General features: G+C 30.5%; 14 protein-coding genes and 1 pseudogene. 6 read left to right on the top strand and 9 right to left on the bottom strand.

Going from position 1 to position 17,111, the window contains the following annotated elements; genetic code table 11:
- Window position 1: 1 nt before the first annotated feature.
- From CQA42_RS07630 to dnaJ, 6 genes are all read right to left on the bottom strand, one after another.
- On the bottom strand, window positions 2–790 hold the full coding sequence (locus CQA42_RS07630; RefSeq protein ID WP_115584098.1) for a TerB family tellurite resistance protein: 789 nt from the start codon (window positions 788–790) through the stop codon (window positions 2–4).
- Between the two features lie 6 nt (window positions 791–796).
- On the bottom strand, window positions 797–1,060 hold the full coding sequence (locus CQA42_RS07625) for an FUSC family protein (RefSeq protein WP_115584097.1): 264 nt from the start codon (window positions 1,058–1,060) through the stop codon (window positions 797–799).
- Window positions 1,057–1,860 carry a hypothetical protein gene (locus CQA42_RS07620; protein ID WP_115584096.1) on the bottom strand — a complete coding sequence of 268 codons (804 nt, stop codon included), beginning with the start codon at window positions 1,858–1,860 and terminating at the stop codon, window positions 1,057–1,059. The genes CQA42_RS07625 and CQA42_RS07620 overlap by 4 nt, the downstream gene beginning before the upstream one ends.
- A complete protein-coding gene (locus CQA42_RS07615; protein ID WP_115584095.1) occupies window positions 1,860–2,555 on the bottom strand; it encodes a DUF5644 domain-containing protein in 696 nt (231 codons plus the stop codon). The genes CQA42_RS07620 and CQA42_RS07615 overlap by 1 nt, the downstream gene beginning before the upstream one ends.
- Window positions 2,556–2,570: 15 nt before the next feature.
- Window positions 2,571–4,304, bottom strand: a complete 1,734-nt coding sequence (locus CQA42_RS07610) for a M3 family oligoendopeptidase (RefSeq protein ID WP_115584094.1) — start codon at window positions 4,302–4,304, stop codon at window positions 2,571–2,573.
- Between the two features lie 64 nt (window positions 4,305–4,368).
- Window positions 4,369–5,481, bottom strand: coding sequence for a molecular chaperone DnaJ (gene dnaJ, locus CQA42_RS07605; RefSeq protein WP_115584093.1), 1,113 nt, complete (start codon window positions 5,479–5,481; stop codon window positions 4,369–4,371).
- 74 nt (window positions 5,482–5,555) lie between these two features.
- Here dnaJ and CQA42_RS08505 point away from each other — a divergent pair.
- The 6 genes and pseudogenes from CQA42_RS08505 to CQA42_RS08495 all read left to right on the top strand — a co-directional run.
- Window positions 5,556–5,815, top strand: a pseudogene (locus CQA42_RS08505) (tRNA (cmo5U34)-methyltransferase); the annotation flags it as partial.
- A 115-nt stretch (window positions 5,816–5,930) separates the two neighbouring features.
- Complete coding sequence (gene cgb, locus CQA42_RS07595; protein ID WP_115584092.1) at window positions 5,931–6,362, top strand: single-domain globin Cgb; 432 nt, start codon at window positions 5,931–5,933, stop codon at window positions 6,360–6,362.
- A gap of 167 nt (window positions 6,363–6,529) precedes the next feature.
- Window positions 6,530–11,482: an Eco57I restriction-modification methylase domain-containing protein gene (locus tag CQA42_RS07590; protein ID WP_181881527.1), complete on the top strand. Its 4,953-nt coding sequence runs from the start codon at window positions 6,530–6,532 to the stop codon at window positions 11,480–11,482.
- On the top strand, window positions 11,482–13,092 hold the full coding sequence (locus tag CQA42_RS07580; RefSeq protein ID WP_115584091.1) for a pentapeptide repeat-containing protein: 1,611 nt from the start codon (window positions 11,482–11,484) through the stop codon (window positions 13,090–13,092). Before CQA42_RS07590 ends, CQA42_RS07580 begins: the two co-directional genes overlap by 1 nt.
- A 12-nt stretch (window positions 13,093–13,104) precedes the next feature.
- A complete protein-coding gene (locus CQA42_RS08500) occupies window positions 13,105–13,239 on the top strand; it encodes a hypothetical protein (RefSeq protein WP_258865602.1) in 135 nt (44 codons plus the stop codon).
- A 335-nt stretch (window positions 13,240–13,574) separates the two neighbouring features.
- Window positions 13,575–13,709, top strand: a complete 135-nt coding sequence (locus CQA42_RS08495) for a hypothetical protein (protein ID WP_258865601.1) — start codon at window positions 13,575–13,577, stop codon at window positions 13,707–13,709.
- On the opposite strand, the gene CQA42_RS07575 is transcribed toward CQA42_RS08495, so the two are convergent.
- The 3 genes from CQA42_RS07575 to CQA42_RS07565 are packed head-to-tail and all read right to left on the bottom strand — an operon-like array spanning window position 13,699 to window position 17,110.
- A complete protein-coding gene (locus CQA42_RS07575) occupies window positions 13,699–14,631 on the bottom strand; it encodes a lipid A biosynthesis lauroyl acyltransferase (protein WP_181881526.1) in 933 nt (310 codons plus the stop codon). The two genes, CQA42_RS08495 and CQA42_RS07575, sit on opposite strands and share 11 nt — an antisense overlap.
- Window positions 14,628–15,650 carry a lipopolysaccharide heptosyltransferase I gene (waaC, locus tag CQA42_RS07570; protein WP_115584089.1) on the bottom strand — a complete coding sequence of 341 codons (1,023 nt, stop codon included), beginning with the start codon at window positions 15,648–15,650 and terminating at the stop codon, window positions 14,628–14,630. The genes CQA42_RS07575 and waaC overlap by 4 nt, the downstream gene beginning before the upstream one ends.
- On the bottom strand, window positions 15,647–17,110 hold the full coding sequence (locus CQA42_RS07565; RefSeq protein ID WP_115584088.1) for a Ppx/GppA phosphatase family protein: 1,464 nt from the start codon (window positions 17,108–17,110) through the stop codon (window positions 15,647–15,649). The genes waaC and CQA42_RS07565 overlap by 4 nt, the downstream gene beginning before the upstream one ends.
- Window position 17,111: the final 1 nt, after the last annotated feature.

The raw sequence follows: 17,111 nt of genomic DNA, 5'->3' as shown, positions 1-17,111 counted from the left end.
ATCAATCTTGATTGAATTTTAGTAATAATATTTTATAGGCACTATCAATATCACGGAGAATCTTTGTTGATGTGTTATTAAAATTTTTATTTAGATTTTTATTTAATAATACATTTTGTTTGTTTTCTTTGATTTTATTGCTATAAGCATTTTCCAAATCATCTTTTGTATAATTTTCATCTAATCCTAGAATCTCCAAAGCTTTCTCTTTGCTTATTTCGATATTGTGGCTATATTCATTTTCAAAATCATCATATAATCTATTAAAATCATCATTATTTAGCTCAAATATAGCAGCTACATCAATGATTTTTTCTCTCTCACTATCATCTAAATGCTCATCTGCATAAGCCATAGCAAATAAAAACTCGATAACTTTTAAACGTTTTTTATATTCGCCTTTAGTGAGGTTAGCAAACTTACTTGCTAAATCATCTAGATTCTCATCATTATTATCAAAAATCTCTTGCAATATCACTCTTGCATCTTTATAATCACTAAGCTCATTTGCAATATCATCTAGCATATCTTTAAGTAATTCTTGTTCTAATTTGCATATCTTTCCATCTGCACTAGCAATGCATTTTAATATCATAGTAAGGATTCCGTATTCTGTTTTTTTAATCCTATCTTGCTCTGTTTCTGGCATATATGGTGTATCATCAATATTATATTCTTTTTTATACTGCTCTTTGTCTTCTATTTTATATGGATTCTTCATATAATCTTGGAATCCATTGTATAAATAATATAAAACAACACCAGCAATAATTAATAATAATATTTCCATAAAATATTAAATCTCCTTTAAATGTTTTTGTTTATTTGCATCTTTTTGTTCTTGTAGTCTTTGCTCTTCTATATGGATTTTACGCTCATTTGCTCTATTTATCTTATCTTTAAAAAAATCTTGCTCTTGTATTGACTTTGTTTTTCTTGGTTGAAATAATAACACAACAAATAAAAATATAAATAAAATAACAGCAAACTCCAAATTGCCATCAATAAAATACCAAACTAAAGCTAATACTAAGGCAATCAAAGCTTTTAAAAATATCATACAAAATCCACTGGCACTTTATGATATCTAAGTCCTAGCTTTGTGTCATCCTTGATACCAAAAGAGAGTAATAAAACTTGTGGCAAAAATAGCACTGGTAAATTTAAAAAATCTCTATTTATTACTTTGCTTATCTTATTTCTTCTTTTATCAAAAATACTAAATACTCCTATTGAATTAGAGATAACAAAATCACTACCCAAATCAAATGCCATCTCCAAACCTCTTGCACTATATTTATATGCTAAATCTGGATTAAATATCTCATATTGAAAATAGGCATTTCTATCATCATATAATATTTTTAAATCTAGTATTTCAAAAAGCTTACTAGAAGCAATATCACTCATATTTCTACTTGAATGAAATACACTTGCACGAAAATCACTAAAAGGTAGCTTTATCTTAGCCTTTATAGAATCTAGATTCTGCATCAATAAATCATTTACAAAAACCACTTTTGTATTGGAATTGTATTTTAGATTATGTTTTGATAGTGCATTTTCAATAGTAGTAAAAAGCGATGAATTCTCTTCTATTTCTCTCTTGGCTAAGATTAGATTACAAAATGCATCTTCTTCTAGCACAAGCAAATCTGCATTATGACTTGATGCTTTGGCGATGCTTAAAGCATTTGCTAAAAAAAACTTATCCTCATTAATAAGTCTCCCATAATATCCGCCATAATAATTAAAATCATTAGATGTTACAAATGAAATACCTAGCTCATCTAATAAAGCAGCAGCAGAATCTAAAAGAGATAAATTCTCATAACTATGATATACTAAGTATTTGCTCATTATAGCCCCTGTTTGGATAATTTTTTATATGAAGATTCTACTTCTTTTATTATTTTATTCAAAAAAACATTATTAGATTTTCCTTTTTCTAATAACATTTTCTGCAATCCTTCTATATCATTATCAATAGAGCCATCAGGTGGGTAAATCATATATTTTACACTCATGCTATTTAAAACACCATCAAAATTAGAAATACTATCTAATAATTTATCTGCATAATCTTTATAATGAATCATCATACATTTTATATACAAGCAGTATCCATCACCGATATAATCATCAAAATCAAGCGGGCTTATAAGGCTAAGTAAAATATATTTTTTAAACTCTAGCTTAGATTCTTCACTTAAAAATGTTAGTTTATCTAGCATTGGTTTATATCTTGCAAAGATAGCATCTTTATTAATTAGTAAATCTTTTTTTGCATATTTAATTGAAATTGGACTAAAAAGAAGCTTTTTGCCAAATCTAGTAACCAAATCATTAATTTTAATATTGCTAAATACGACAATATCATTAATCCTAAACCCAAATGAAGCACTATCATATGAAAAATTATCTAATTTTTTTGATATTTCTTCTAGCAACTCTTGTAATCTTAGATTTTCATCAATATCAACTTTTATATTTTGATAATATTCATTATAGTCGATTTGACAATCAAATCTAAAAACATCAATATCAAGCTTCACTATCATCCTTTTTTATTAATTTTTTTTAGCGATTTTGCTAAATTCATCTAGAATCTTTTTAACCTCATTAATACCATATTCCCAAAATTTATCATCTTCTATATCAAAGCCAAAGATTCCTACAAGCTCACTTGGAGTTTTTGACCCACCACAAGATAAAAATTCTGTATATTTTTTTACAAAATCCTTATTTCCACTTTTATATAATCCAAATAAAGTAAGTGACAATAACTGACCATAACTATAAGCATAGCAATAAAATGGAGAGTGAATAAAATGTGGAATATAACTCCACCATAATTTATAATTATCACTTAAAAATAGAGAATCTTCAAACATTTTTTTATTCTCATTAAACCAAATTTCATTCAAATCGCTTACTTGCAACTCACCATCTCTTTTGTGAATCTCTCGCTCAAAATTTGTCATAACTACTTGGCGAAATAAAGTAGAAAATATATCTTCAATTTTACCTGCATAAAGGCTTAGTAGTTCTTTTCCTTTTAGCTCTTTTTTCATCTTATCAAATAAAAGCATTTCACCAAATACAGATGCAGTTTCTGCCGTAGTAAGAGGCGTATCCATATTTAAATATCCAACGCTTTTTGATAATTCTTGATGAATTGCATGTCCAAATTCATGTGCGATAGTAAATACATCCCTTCTTCCATCTGTATGATTTAATAATACATATGGGTGAGCATGAGGCGTAGCACCATGTGAAAATGCCCCACTTCTTTTGTTTTTTATAGGATGAGAATCTACCCAGCCATCTTTAAAAGCATCTTGCACGATTTTACCAAATTTAGGAGAAAAATCCGTATAAGATTCTATTACCATTTTTTTTGCTTTTTCATAAGGAAAAGTTGCTTCTTTTGTGCCTATATTAATTGGAGCATATCTATCATAATCTTTTAGCTTTTTAATCCCTAGAATCTTAGATTTTATCTTGTAGTATTTATGCACTAATGGAAAGTTTTTTACCACGATATCAATCATGCTATCAACACTTTTTTGGCTTATTTGATTATCGATATGACGAAAAGATTCTGGCTTTTCATAGCCTCTTAAATCCATTTTTATTCTCAAATCTTTTCGCACGATATTTATAATATATTTTAAAATATGTGATGATTTATCTAATCTTTTTGTAAGCTCTTTTTGTGCTGCTTTTCTAATATCTCTATTATCAACATGCAATTTTGATAATATCTCTTCCTCGCTTATTATCTTATCATCAAATTTAAACTTCAAAGAACTCATATATTCATCAAATAGCCTGCTAAAAGCTTCTTTCCCAATAGGTGAGACTTTTAGGAGAATCTTTTCTTCTTCTTTGCTTAATAAATATTTTTTTTGTTCTATTAATTTTTCTAAAAAATATTTATATTTTTTGCTTGATTTTATAGCATTATCTATAATTTTTGAATCAAGATTTGTTAGCTCAATCTCAAAGAAAATCAAAGAATCTTGAATCTTGTTTGCTATAAGCTCGTATTTTGCATAATAAGCACCATTGCTAGAATCTTTTGCAAAAAGCAAAAAAGCATAAGTCATAATCCTACCTATGCCCTCTAGCAAACTCTCATACTCTCCAATAACCTCCTCAAAATCATCGCTATTAGATAGCTTGCCACTATATTTTTTTTCAAATGAAGTAGCTTGTGTTTGTAATTTTTTTACAAAACCATCTAAATCATTTTGATTTTTAAATAAAGATTCTAGATTCCATTTATCAATCGCACTCATAATCACTCCTTAATAGCTAAACTTATTATATTCCAACCTTATATAATAAAATCTTATTTTATTTCTAATTAAGCCATTCTCTTATTTTTGCTATACAATTATCAAATATCGTTTTATGCGGCTCACTTGTCTGTCCAAAAGATTTATGTAGCTGCTCTACTAGCTTTTTTTGCTCCATTGTAAGCTTATCTTGTGGATAAGTAATCTTGATTTGCACTATAAATCTACCTTTTTGTGAGCTATTTAGCTCTTTTATTCCCTCATTTTTAAATATAAATCTTTCTTTATCTTTTGCATTTTGTGGCACTTTTAATTCCAATTCACCGCGTAAAGATGGCACTTTTATTACACCACCAAGAATGATATTTGTAAAAAATACAGGTATTTCTATATATACATCGCTTCCATCACGAATAAAATGCTCATCATCTTCTACATTTATTATGATATACAAATCACCTCTTTTTCCATTTGGTAATTCATTTCCATGAGATGAAGCCCTAATCCTATTATTTGTATCAATTCCCTCTGGTATATCAATGCTAAATTTTTCTTCTATTACTTCATATTTTTTGCCGCTGCAATTAGTGCATTTGTCTTTTATCAACTCTCCACTTCCTGCACAATGCGAACAAGTTTGACTAAAAGTCATAAAACCATTTCTACTATAAACTCTACCCTCTCCATTACAATATTTGCATCTTTCTTTGCTTTTTGCCCCACTTCCATTACAAGTTTTACAATATTTTTTATATTTATTTTTTATCTCTTTTTTACAGCCAAAAACTGCCTCTTTAAAACTCAAATTTAATTCTAATGCAATATCATCTTCAAATTCACTTCTTTTGCTTCTCTTGCTAAATCCTTGACCAAATACACTCTCAAATATCGAGCCTAAATCTCCAAATACATCACCAAAATCCCTATCACTAAATCCGCTAAATCCACTATTTTCAAGTCCTGCTTTGCCATATTTATCATATATTTCTCTTCTATTATCATCGCTTAAAACTTGATATGCTTCATTTATAAGCTTAAATTTTTCTTCAGCACCTTTATCATCGGCATTTCTATCTGGGTGATATTTAAGAGCTAATTTTCTATATGCTTTTTTTATAGTCTCTTTATCGCTTGTTTTGGTAATCTCTAGTATTTCATAATAATCTATCTCTTGCAAAAGTTCCACCTTAATAAATGTTTGAGAATTGTTATTTTAATGAAATTATGTAAAAATTTTATAATTTTTCTGGAGGATTTTTTATCTTTTCAGAGAAAGTTATTTGTGAGGATAAACGATTAGATTTTGCAATGATTGATTATTATTTACAAAACAAAAAGAAACAAGGCTATAGTGAATTTGAAATTACTAAAAAAGAGAGGCTTTAGAGAATGTCCTTGTCCCTTATAGTGAGAGAGAAGATAAAAAAATGCTAAGAGATTGCGGTTTTAAGAATGTAGAAACCCTCTTTAAATGGGTAAATTTTGCTACATTTATTGCTATGAAAGAATGAAGTAGTTGTTGCATTAACCTTAAAAATTAACCTACATCAATAATTTATTGCCCTTTAGTTATTGCCCTTTAGTAATGTAAAATATCTTTTTAAACTTTCAATATAAAGGGTAAAAATGACAAAAGAACAGATTGTAATTATTAAAGAATGTGTGCCAATTTTGCAAAAAAATGGTGAGGATTTAACCAAAGAATTTTATAGGGTATTATTTGAGAGCTATCCTAAAGTAAAGCCAATGTTTAATGAGGGCAAACAAGTATCTGGTGAGCAGCCAAGGGCTTTAGCGTTAGCCATATTAATGGCAGCTAAAAATATAGAAAATTTAGAGAATACAAGAGAGTTTGTAGAGAAAGTTGCTAAGACTCATATAAGTTTAAATGTAAAAGAAGAGCATTATCCGCTTGTTGGGGAATGCCTTTTAAAAGCTATTAAAAATCTTTTAAACCCTAATGATGAAGTGCTTAAGGCTTGGGAAGCAGCCTATGGCAAAATTGCTCAATTTTATATAGATATAGAAAAAAGCTCTATGAAAACCAAAAATAATTAGGTTTTAAGGAAGCCTAATTATTTTTATAACCTTTTTAGATAATTTTGCTACACAAATAATGCTATAATAAGCCATTTTCAATAAGTATTATAAGCATTAATTTGAAATTTTAACTCTCTTAACCAACAATAAGTAGATTACATTTGAATAGCTACAAAAGGATAAAAATGTCTCTAAGTTTTAAATCCATTCCTTTAAAAGAATTTTTAGAATCTCATAATAAGGATTATGCGGATTCTAAAGTATTTGGGCTAGAGGAGTTTAAAGAAAAAGTTACGAAATATTTGGAATCCCTTGAGAAAGACAAAGAGCAAAATGAAAAAGCCCTTGTTGCAAATGTTCTTGCACCCTTTTTGCGAGGGTTAGGATTCCACGCTCAAGCGGCTTTTAAACAAAAAGGTAATAGCGAAATTGATTTAGCGTTACTTAAAGATAGCAATGTGGAAATCATTATTGAAACAAAAAAGCCCGAAAACAGAACCGAAATGTTGAGCGAAAGCAACCCCAATTGCAAGGCATTGCACGAGTGCATTTTGTATTATTTTAGGGAGCGCGAGAATGGCTTAAATCGTAATACAAACATTCAATTTATCATTATTACGGACTTTTATCAATTCTATCTCTTTGAAGCAGGAGAGTTTAAGCGGTATTTTTATGATAACAGCAAAATTAAAAAACTCTATAAAGATTTAGAATCGCCGCAAAATTCAAACATTAAAACCCAAGAGGATTTTTATAGGGAATTAAAGCCCATTTTGGAGGAATACCTCGTGGAAAACAGGGAGGGCGATTTATTTAACATTGCGCTTAAAGGCTTACATTTTGACTTGCGCAACGACAAACACCTAAATACCGCACACAAGATTCTAAATAGAGATTTCTTGCACCACGAATACAAAAGAGACCCCAACGCACTTAATCCCAAATTTTACTATGAGCTTTTGCATATTTTGGGCTTAAAAGAAATAGAGACTAGGGGCAAGATTCTTATTCAAATAGACCAGACACAAAAAAGCAGTTTTGCAAAACATATCACCGACAGGCTAAAAAACGACAATAAACCAAGTGATTTTGAAACCACGATGAGCCATATTATCGTGTGGCTCAATCGCATTTTGTTTTTGAAACTCATTGAAGCAAACTTGCTGCATTTCAATGATTTTGATAAAAACTTGCGATTCTTAACCTCTGCAAAAATCACGAGTTTTAGCATTTTGGCTCATCTCTTTTTTGAAGTTTTGGCAAAGGATTATAAGGAGCGAAAGTCAGATAAAGGCTTTAACTTCCTGCCTTACCTCAACTCCTCACTTTTTATCCGAGATGAAAAAGAAATTTGCGACTTAAGCACACTTGATGATGCTTTAGAGATTTTGCCCTTTGCTACTACGCAAACAGAATACAAAAAAAGAGAATCTGTCCGTTTTCTTGCCTATCTCTTCGATTTCTTAGAATGTTTTGACTTTGGCAAAAACCACGATTCTAACATAAGCAATAAACTGATTAATTCAAGTGTGCTTGGTGCGATGTTTGAAAAGCTCAATGGCTATCAAGAGGGCAGTTTCTATACCCCAAACTTCATTACCTCCTATATGTGTAAGGAAAGTTTGCAAAAAATTGTGTTAGAGAGATTCAATACAGATTTTAGTTGGAGTGCAAAAGATTTAGGATCCTTACGCAAGCAAATTGATAGGGACTTTGGGCGTGTGGAATCCCAAGCTAAGCGGCTTTTAGAAAGTATTAGAATCTGCGATCCAAGCGTGGGTAGCGGACATTTTCTCGTCTCTGCCTTAAACGAAATGATTGCGATTTATCACAAATTAGGGCTTTTGGGATTTGGGTATAAAGATTTGCAAATTAAAGACGATGAAATCCACCTTATTACCAAAGAGGGTGAAAAGTTTGCTTACAAGAGGCTAGAAGATTCTAATCACCAAATCCAAAAGGAACTTTTTGAACTTAAAAAATCTATTATTGAAAATAATCTCTTTGGCGTGGATATTAATCCCAATTCGTGTAATATCGCAAGGCTACGCCTTTGGATAGAGCTACTTAAAAACGCTTATTATCTTAACTTTTCTAAAGATAAAGATTCTAAAATCCATAAGCTCCAAACTCTGCCAAATATTGATATAAATATTAAGTGTGGGAATAGCCTTATTTCTTACTTTGATATGAACTCAAGTCTTTCTCACTATCCAAATATCGCAACAAAAATGAAAGAATACAAGCAAATCGTGCAAAACTATAAAGAGGGATTCTATGATAATAAAGCACAAATAGATAGAAAAATCAAAGATTTACTACAAGCTTTTAGAAACTTTTGCTTTAAGGATAAATTCAAAAAGCAAACTAAGGATTTTGAGACAAAATGTGAGGAGTATTCTAAAAAATATGGAAATTTTCTTGCAAAAGAGGACAAAAATTTAAGCCTTTATGTTCCACAGCGAATGTTTATAGAGGATTTTGATGAAAACGAAGCGAAAAAAGAATTTCAAATTTTGCAAAATTCCTATAATGAACTTTTTAACCTTGAAAGCAACAATCCACTTGAATGGCGTTTCGCATTCCCTGAAGTGCTAGATTCTAATGGAGACTTTCTAGGCTTTGATTTGGTGATTGGGAATCCACCCTATATCCGACAAGAGGAGATTAAAGAGTTAAAACCTCATTTGCAAAAAGCCTTTAGCATTTACAAAGGCACGAGTGATATTTATACCTACTTCTACGAACTTGGGTTTAAGATTCTTAAAGACAATGGAATCTTGAGCTTCATCACTTCTAATAAATGGTGCAGGGCTGCTTATGGTGAGCCTTTGAGAGAATTTTTGCTTAAAAATACGCAAATAAATACCTATCTTGATTTCAATGGTGTGAAAGTTTTTGAATCTGCCACGGTGGATACGAGTATTTTAGAATTTCATAAGGCAAAAGCTAATGCAAGCCACAGCTTAAACTATGCAAACCCAAAGGATTATAATCCCAAAGAAAACAAGCCTTTAGAGGAGAGCTTAGAGCTTACTCAAATCCCCCAAGATTCCCTAAGCACGGATTCCTTTATTTTCACAAGCCCAGAAATTGCAGCCTTAAAAGCCAAGATTGAAAAAATCGGCACACCGCTAAAGGATTGGGATATAAATATAAATTATGGTATCAAAACAGGCTACAATGAAGCCTTTATTATAGATACTAAAAAGCGTGAGGAGATTTTAAATGCGTGTGCTAATGAGGAGGAGAGAGCAAGGACAAAGGAGCTTATTAAGCCTATTTTGCGTGGGAGAGATATTAAGAGGTATAGTTATGAGTGGGCGGGATTGTGGATAATAGGCACTTTTCCAGCCTTAAAACTTGATATTGATGAGTATCCAGCAGTAAAAAGCTATTTAGAATCTTTTATGCCACGCATAGCACAAAGTGGTGAAAAAGGTTGCAGAAAGAAAACAAGCAACAAATGGTTTGAAACGCAGGATAACATTGCATATTATCAAGAATTTGCCAAACCCAAAATCGTATGGAATCCCGTAAGTGGAGAATATTTTTTTAGTTACTTAAAAGAAGTAATGTATTTTAATAACTCACTTTTTATGATAACTCACAAGCAAAACAAAGAGGAGTTTTTGCTCTTTGTTTTAGGGCTTATGAATTCTACGCTTTACCGCTTTCTCATTACTCAAATGACAAATCTTATTGATGAGGGAAAATATGCTTATGGCGCAAAAGATAAAATCGAAAATCTCCCAATCCCTAAAATTACTCAAAGCCAAGAAGCAGAATTTAGCAAAATTGTAAATGCGATGATTCAATGCAAAAAAGAAAATCCTACAACAAAGGATTTACTTGAAAGTTTAGAAACTAAGCTAGATTCTATGGTTTTCTCCCTTTATGGATTAGATGACAAAGAAATAAATATTATTGTGCGGGGGGGGGCAAAATATAGTTTAGCTTACCTGCTCCTTGCCTGTGTGGAATCGCAACTTATTGTTTTAGTGAAGTCGCTTTGTAAAAATTTTGAATTAGAGTTAAAAGAAGCCTTTAAATTCTGTGGTGGGCTTCAAGTGCCAAACTATCGGTATGAGGGAAAAATTATTTATCCTGAAACAACGCAAAATGTGAATTTTATGCTTGATAAAATGGGATATTTTTTAGATAAAACAGCTTTTATGATAAAGGGTGAAAACTTAACATATCTTAATGCTGTCCTTACTTCAAAAACCATATTTTGGTATTTAAAACAAATTTGTAGCACTCTTGGAGCAAGTGGATTTTCTATGAGCAAAATCTTTGTAGAAAAACTACCTGTGGTAGAAACTCATAAAATAGATTCTACATTTTTAAAAGAGATTGAAAGTCTTGCAAATGAGATTTTAGAATCTAACAATTCTTGTTCTTGTCATTCTGAAGCTTGCTTGCAAGCTGAAGAATCTAATCATATAAAATCCAAGAGAGATATTTCGGGCAAAAGCCCTCAATATAACAAAAAATCACAGCATAAAAGCAATACAAAAGCTTTAGAATCTCGCCTTGATTCCTTGATTTATCAAGCCTATGGATTGAATGAAAAGGAGATAAACTTAATTGAATCTGAATTATCAACAAGAGAGAGAGAGAGAGAGAGAACAGAAATAATTGAGAATCTTTATCGTTTATATACGCAATTTTATGATTTCACTTACAATTTTACAATGGAATCTCAAGTTGCATATCAAGGTAAGATTCTTTATCCTTGCATAATGGCAAATAAATCTTGTTTTGTGTATGAGGAAAAAGGCTTTTTTGCTCCAGCTCCCGCAAATCTCATTACAGGCAAAGAATGTGATATGAAATATCTTACAGGGTTTTTAAACTCTTCTTTTGTATATTTTCTTATGCGTGAATTTTATATGGGAGGCGGTATTGAAGGTGAGTTAAAAACAAATAATCTTTTAAAACTCCCTATCCCAAAAACCACCAAAGCAAACCAAACAATCGTGAATCAAATCATTGCTTTAGTTGATGAGATTCTAAAACTTAAGGCAAAAGATTCCACAACCGACACAAGCAAACTAGAATCTGAAATTGATTCCCTAGTCTATAAACTCTACAATCTCACAGAATCTGAAATAAAAATCATAGAGGGAAAATAATGAAACATCTTACCAAAGAGCAAGAACAAGAGATTTGGGATAAAGTAAGTAAGGAAGTTGAAAATCTTGATACTTTTTTAGATAAATCTAAATGTATTTATGAAGTTTCTAACAAGGTTAAGTCGATATATCAAGGAATGATGCAATTTTCATTGACAACATTTAATGAAATGTTAGCAAGAATTAAAGAAATTACTTACGAGTTTATTGGAACAAAAGAGATTCAGGCTATTTTGGGTGAATATTTTTCTATTCAGTATCACTCTAATACATTTTGCATAATGCCCAAGCCAAAAATACAACCATATGATGAAAATCAACAAGATAGTAAAGATCTCCAAGAACAAGATATGTGTCCCATATCTTGTTGTGATTTATCAATTTTGTTTAGAAAATATCCTTTATTATTTATGAATTGTGTGTTTCAGTGCGAAAACTTGAATACTCATTTTATAGAAAATCTAAAAAAACTTTGTTTCATACAATGCGAGTTTAAAGGAAAAATAACTTTAAGCTTTAGAGAATGTTTAGATAGTTTTCAAATGAGTTATTGCACATTTGAAAAACCGCTTACTATTCATGGAAAATTTAAAGAAAATGCCATTTTTAATAACTCCACTTTTCAAGATTCTGTAGATTTTAGTCAATGTGAGTTTGAAAAAACAGCCAATTTTTATGGAGTGAAGTTTAAAAAAGTCCCTAATTTCTCACAAGCACAATTTAAAGGAAGTCTTAATGCAGTAAATACAAATCTTAATTTTGATTTTAAAAGTTTGGATAAGAAAATCAGGGAAGAATATGAAACCTATAATCATATTACTTCGGAAAATAAGGAAAATTTGGGTTATATAAAAAGATTTTTTAAATACTTAATAAGCTTTTTTACTAAAGCATCTAAAGACACAGAAAAATATCAAAAGCCCCTAGCACATTTTGCAAACGACTTTAGAGATTCATTTAGGGGTTTTAAAAGTGCTTTGATAAAAGATAATAATTTACTAGACGCTTCAAATTTTCATAAATATGAGCTTTATAGCAAAGAAGTCGAGCTAGATTCTAAAGAAAATAAAACACTAAGAGACAAAGTAGATAAATTGCAATTATGGTTTTATTACAAACTTTGCGACCATCACACAGATATTTTACAAAGCTTTCATTCGCTAATGCTAGTCATAGGGCTTTTTGGTTTAATGGGTTTGGGAGTGATTGTAGGCTTTGACTATTGCTTGGGATATAAACCGATATTGTCTCATCTCTATATGGTAAAAGAGATTTATGACGCACATATCCAATCCTTTATAAAGACTCATACTCTATACACAATCGCCTGTGATTTTTTAATACTAGCTTTTTATTTGTTGGGCATTTTGGTTTATCTAATAAGTGTGAAAAGCCTAAGGAGATTGTTTATAGTCGTATCGTATGTTGTTGTGATTGGTATCCTACTTGTCTCACCCAAGATTCTCATACCAGCAATGGGAATCTTCACAGACAAAAGAGCACTTTTAGACCCGCTAAGCACTCTTGGCGGAATCTACACTATAGTATTTGGTTTTGTTTTGTTTTCTTTTATAAAAACGATTAGAAAAAACTCCATAGTGCCAAATTAAAGGGATATAAAAATGCAAGGAATTAGCTATATGATAGATTCTACAAACAAAGCCACAGACACCAAAGAGCTAGAATCTCACATAGATTCTCTAGTCTATAAACTCTACAATCTCACAGAATCTGAGATAAAAACTATTGAATCATAACAAATAAATGGAATTGGTGTGCGGAACGCACCTTCTAGGGGGTTTGGGGGTGCAAGGGGAAAGGGAGCTAGCTTGCTAATTCAAGCCCCCCCCCTTGTCCCCCTTGCAAAAAGAAAGCACAAAAAATCTAAGTGGAATTAAGTAAAACTAAGAGATTCTAAAAAAGAGAATCTTTAAAAATAAAGTTAAATTTGTGGATTGCTTCGCTCCCTCTCGTCATTATGAAAATTCCATCGCTCCCTCTCGTCATTGCGAGGAGGCGAAGCCGACGAAGAAATCCAAAAAACACATAAAGAATTACAAAATAGATTGCTTCGCTTACGCTCGCAATGACGATGAAGCCAGAATCCCTCAAATTCACAACTGCGTTGCTTGCAAAACGAGACGCTAGTGGCGAAGTTTCTTTAGTAATGACGATGAGAATCTTATTTAAAATGACAAAAGTCAAAATCTTAGAATCTATTTTATAGATTCTGTTGGTTTTTGCTTATAAATATAATCATATTTTGCCTTAAATCGCTTGTGAAACCAAAACCACTCATCTTTTTTTTGCCTTATTATTTTCTCTGTAAAGCTAGCTTGCATTTGCGTCATCTTGGCTATATCATCTTTGCTATTTTCGCTTTTTATTGCATTTGTCAAAAAATTAAAATAAATATCATAATGGCTATAATCTTTGCTTAATGTCATATGCACAAATAATATTGGAATATCATATTTTCTAGACAAAATAGAAGCAATAGGACTATGCGTAACATCTTTGCCAAAGAATTTAACCCAAATTCCTTCATTTACAGAAATATGTTGGTCTATTACAAGCCCTATAGCATTATTTGGCTTTGATAGAAGCTTTACTAAATGCTTACTTACGCCCTTTTTATCTAAAAATGCAGAGCCAAAATTCTGCCTTGATTTCTCCATCAAATTATTAATAGATTGAAAATTTGTAAGCCTACCTACGACACTTAGCTTTATATCCTTAAATCTTGATGCAATAAATCTAGCAGTCCCTTCCCAATCGCCATAATGTGCGGTTAATACTATAAAATTGCCATTTTTTTGTGCTTCTTCTATCACTTCAATATTATGCACTCTAAATTTTTGCAAATATTTATCTTTTTTCATAAATAAAAGCCTAAGACTATTTAATAATACAAAAGCAAAATTCTCATAGCTACGATTTAAAATCTCTTTTTTACTTCTAGAATCTAGTGTATCATTGTATGCAAATGTAAGGTTATTAAGGCAATCATATTTGCGTCTTTTATCTAGAATCTTAAAAATAAAAGCTAGACATGTGACATTGAAATAAAATATCTTATCACTCATAAGCGAGAGCAAAAATCCGCTAACATTAGCAAATATATATATAAAACAATCAGTAATCTTCACTTTTTCTCCAATAGCAATATAGCGGATTCTACTATCTTTTTTGGTTCTATTTTATTGATAGAAAAATCACCCTTTAAGATTCTAGTAGTATTTAAATGTGAAATTGAAATATATCTATCTCCACAAAGTTCAAATCGCTTTAGTGGTGTATTGCCATAGAGTGTGATTGCAGGAATATTTAGCGCCCAAGCTAGATGAGTGATACCTGTATCGCCACCAATTATTAAATGCATCTTTGATAAAAGTGCTTTTATCTCATCAAGATTCAATCTATCAAGCACGCGAAATATGCTATCTTTTGCGCCAAGCTCTTTTATTTCTTGCTCTTGTTTATCCCAAATAAGATATATTGCTAGATTATCAATCCTATCTTTTAATCCCATTGCAACTTCATAAAACAAAGAAAGTGGATATTGTTTTTCCCTCTTTGATGCTTCTAAAATAAATAAAATATTTGTATTTTTAGATTCTACTATATTCTCAATCTTGGTTTTTGCAGCACTTGAAGGAACTAAAACATCTTTTGAATTATTTAATAATTCAAAGCTAAAAGCACAATCCAAATTTAATATAGTTTTTAATATCTCATATTGACGCTTTAAAATATGCTCGCTATAGGCGATTTCTATCTTTTTTGTATAAAAAAAGCTTGCGATTTTTTCTCTTGCACTATTTTTTGAGTATCCTACAAATTTATCTTTCTTTAGTATTTTTCCAATGAGTGCTGATTTTAACAATCCTTGAAAATCAATGACTAAGTCAAATTTTTGCAGTGATTTTAATTTTGAAAAAATAGATAATATCAATCTTTTATCAATCTTACTTGCACGAAGTGGAATATCGCATATTTCATCAATATATGGAGAATTTTGCAATATTTCTTTAAAAGCAGAATCTACTATAAAAGTGATATTTATGCTGCCAAATTTCTTGCTAAATTCTTCTTTTATTAGCTTTAAAAATACTGCTGTGCTTATTATATCACCAAGTGAGCTAAGTCTAATGATTGCTATTCTCATGTATTCATAAACTCTATATTTATATCATCTGGCTTATGCAATGAATGTATTTTTTCTTTAATTACATAAAAATCATCATTGCTAGAAATATAAAGTATATTATTTTTAAATTTGAAATCAAATGTAGCATTTATTAGACTTAGCACTTCGCTAATACTTAAAATAAAGCTAAGCCACTGCAAGATTCTAATATCTGGCATGTATTTATCTAAATGCACGATTTCATCATCTTTTGGAATCTTTTTGCTACTATATTTTACAAGCAAACTAATAATAGCCCTATCAATATGACTATATCCATAGCTTAGTGCATTAAGCAGAAAATATGCTCCATGTTCGTGAGCTGCATAAAATCCAAGATAATTGCCAATCTTTGTAAGAGAAGCAGCAGTCTCTAAATGAAATAAATATTTTTTATCAATATTATGAATATCATTTAATGCATTGAATAATTTTAAAGAATTTTTCTTAACACTATTTTGCGCTTTTTCTTCTATCATAAATCTATCTAGCACACTTCTATATGATGGATTTATGCCATTTGGAAAAATATAATTTTGTCTTCTCAATAAATCACTTAAAAATACACCTTCACGCACACCTACACCACTTGTAATAACAAGCTTTGAATTAAACCTCTCAAGCAACATAGAAAAAATAAGCGCTCCACCGCGAATATTGTCTTCTCGTTCAATCGGGACATTGAAATCTTTTAGCTTTTTTATATCACTGCTATAAATATTTTTGAAAAAATCAAAATAATTTCGTGGGTCAAATTCATAGCCATGAATTGAATTTATTTTATATTTTTCTTTTTTCATTATCATCTTTGATAATGCCCTTATCGTGCCACCTATGCCAAAAATATTGTCATTAATAAAACTAAGCGGGATTTTATCTATCTCTTTTTGGATGAATTCTTTGAGTTTTTTTATATCACTTTTAGAATCAAAAAATAACTCTTTTAGTCGAATCGTGCCTATATTTAGCGATATCAATTCTTGTATTTTTCCATTTTTAATCAATGCACATTCAGTAGAACCGCCACCAATATCAATTGTTATTCCATCTTTTTTATGCAATAAATTACAGCATGCCACAGCACCAAAAAAAGCTTCTTTTTTTCCATCAATAACTTTTATTTGAATCTTTGTTTCTTTTTTTACCAAAGTGATAAATTCATCTTTATTTGGTGCGTCTCTAACAGCACTTGTAGCCACGCAAAATAGCTTTTTTGCTTGATAATGTTTAGCAAGTTTTACAAAATCACGAAGAGCACAAACTGCCCTATTCATAGAATCTTGTTGCAAGATTCCACCATTTTCATAGCAACCACTAGAGATTCTAACCTTGCTTTTTGTCTCAAAAATAAGAGAGAATCCATACCGACTTGTTCGCCTAAAAATAGCCATTCTCGCGGAGTTTGAACCTATATCTATAACAGCTGTAACTTTACTCATA

It is taken from the genome of Helicobacter sp. MIT 99-5507 (assembly GCF_003364295.1).
In the GTDB taxonomy this organism is placed as follows: Bacteria; Campylobacterota; Campylobacteria; order Campylobacterales; family Helicobacteraceae; genus NHYM01.
This window is presented reverse-complemented; position numbering and strand designations above follow the sequence as displayed.

What these genes read in the sequence shown, in the direction of transcription:
- cgb (WP_115584092.1), top strand. Translation starts at nt 5,931, where the DNA reads ATGACAAAAGAACAGATTGTAATTATTAAAGAATGTGTGCCAATTTTG.
- CQA42_RS07565 (WP_115584088.1), bottom strand. Translation starts at nt 17,110, where the DNA reads ATGAGTAAAGTTACAGCTGTTATAGATATAGGTTCAAACTCCGCGAGA.
- CQA42_RS07620 (WP_115584096.1), bottom strand. Translation starts at nt 1,860, where the DNA reads ATGAGCAAATACTTAGTATATCATAGTTATGAGAATTTATCTCTTTTA.
- CQA42_RS07625 (WP_115584097.1), bottom strand. Translation starts at nt 1,060, where the DNA reads ATGATATTTTTAAAAGCTTTGATTGCCTTAGTATTAGCTTTAGTTTGG.
- CQA42_RS08500 (WP_258865602.1), top strand. Translation starts at nt 13,105, where the DNA reads ATGCAAGGAATTAGCTATATGATAGATTCTACAAACAAAGCCACAGAC.
- CQA42_RS07630 (WP_115584098.1), bottom strand. Translation starts at nt 790, where the DNA reads ATGGAAATATTATTATTAATTATTGCTGGTGTTGTTTTATATTATTTA.
- CQA42_RS07590 (WP_181881527.1), top strand. Translation starts at nt 6,530, where the DNA reads ATGTCTCTAAGTTTTAAATCCATTCCTTTAAAAGAATTTTTAGAATCT.
- CQA42_RS07610 (WP_115584094.1), bottom strand. Translation starts at nt 4,304, where the DNA reads ATGAGTGCGATTGATAAATGGAATCTAGAATCTTTATTTAAAAATCAA.
- CQA42_RS07580 (WP_115584091.1), top strand. Translation starts at nt 11,482, where the DNA reads ATGAAACATCTTACCAAAGAGCAAGAACAAGAGATTTGGGATAAAGTA.
- waaC (WP_115584089.1), bottom strand. Translation starts at nt 15,650, where the DNA reads ATGAGAATAGCAATCATTAGACTTAGCTCACTTGGTGATATAATAAGC.
- CQA42_RS08495 (WP_258865601.1), top strand. Translation starts at nt 13,575, where the DNA reads ATGAAGCCAGAATCCCTCAAATTCACAACTGCGTTGCTTGCAAAACGA.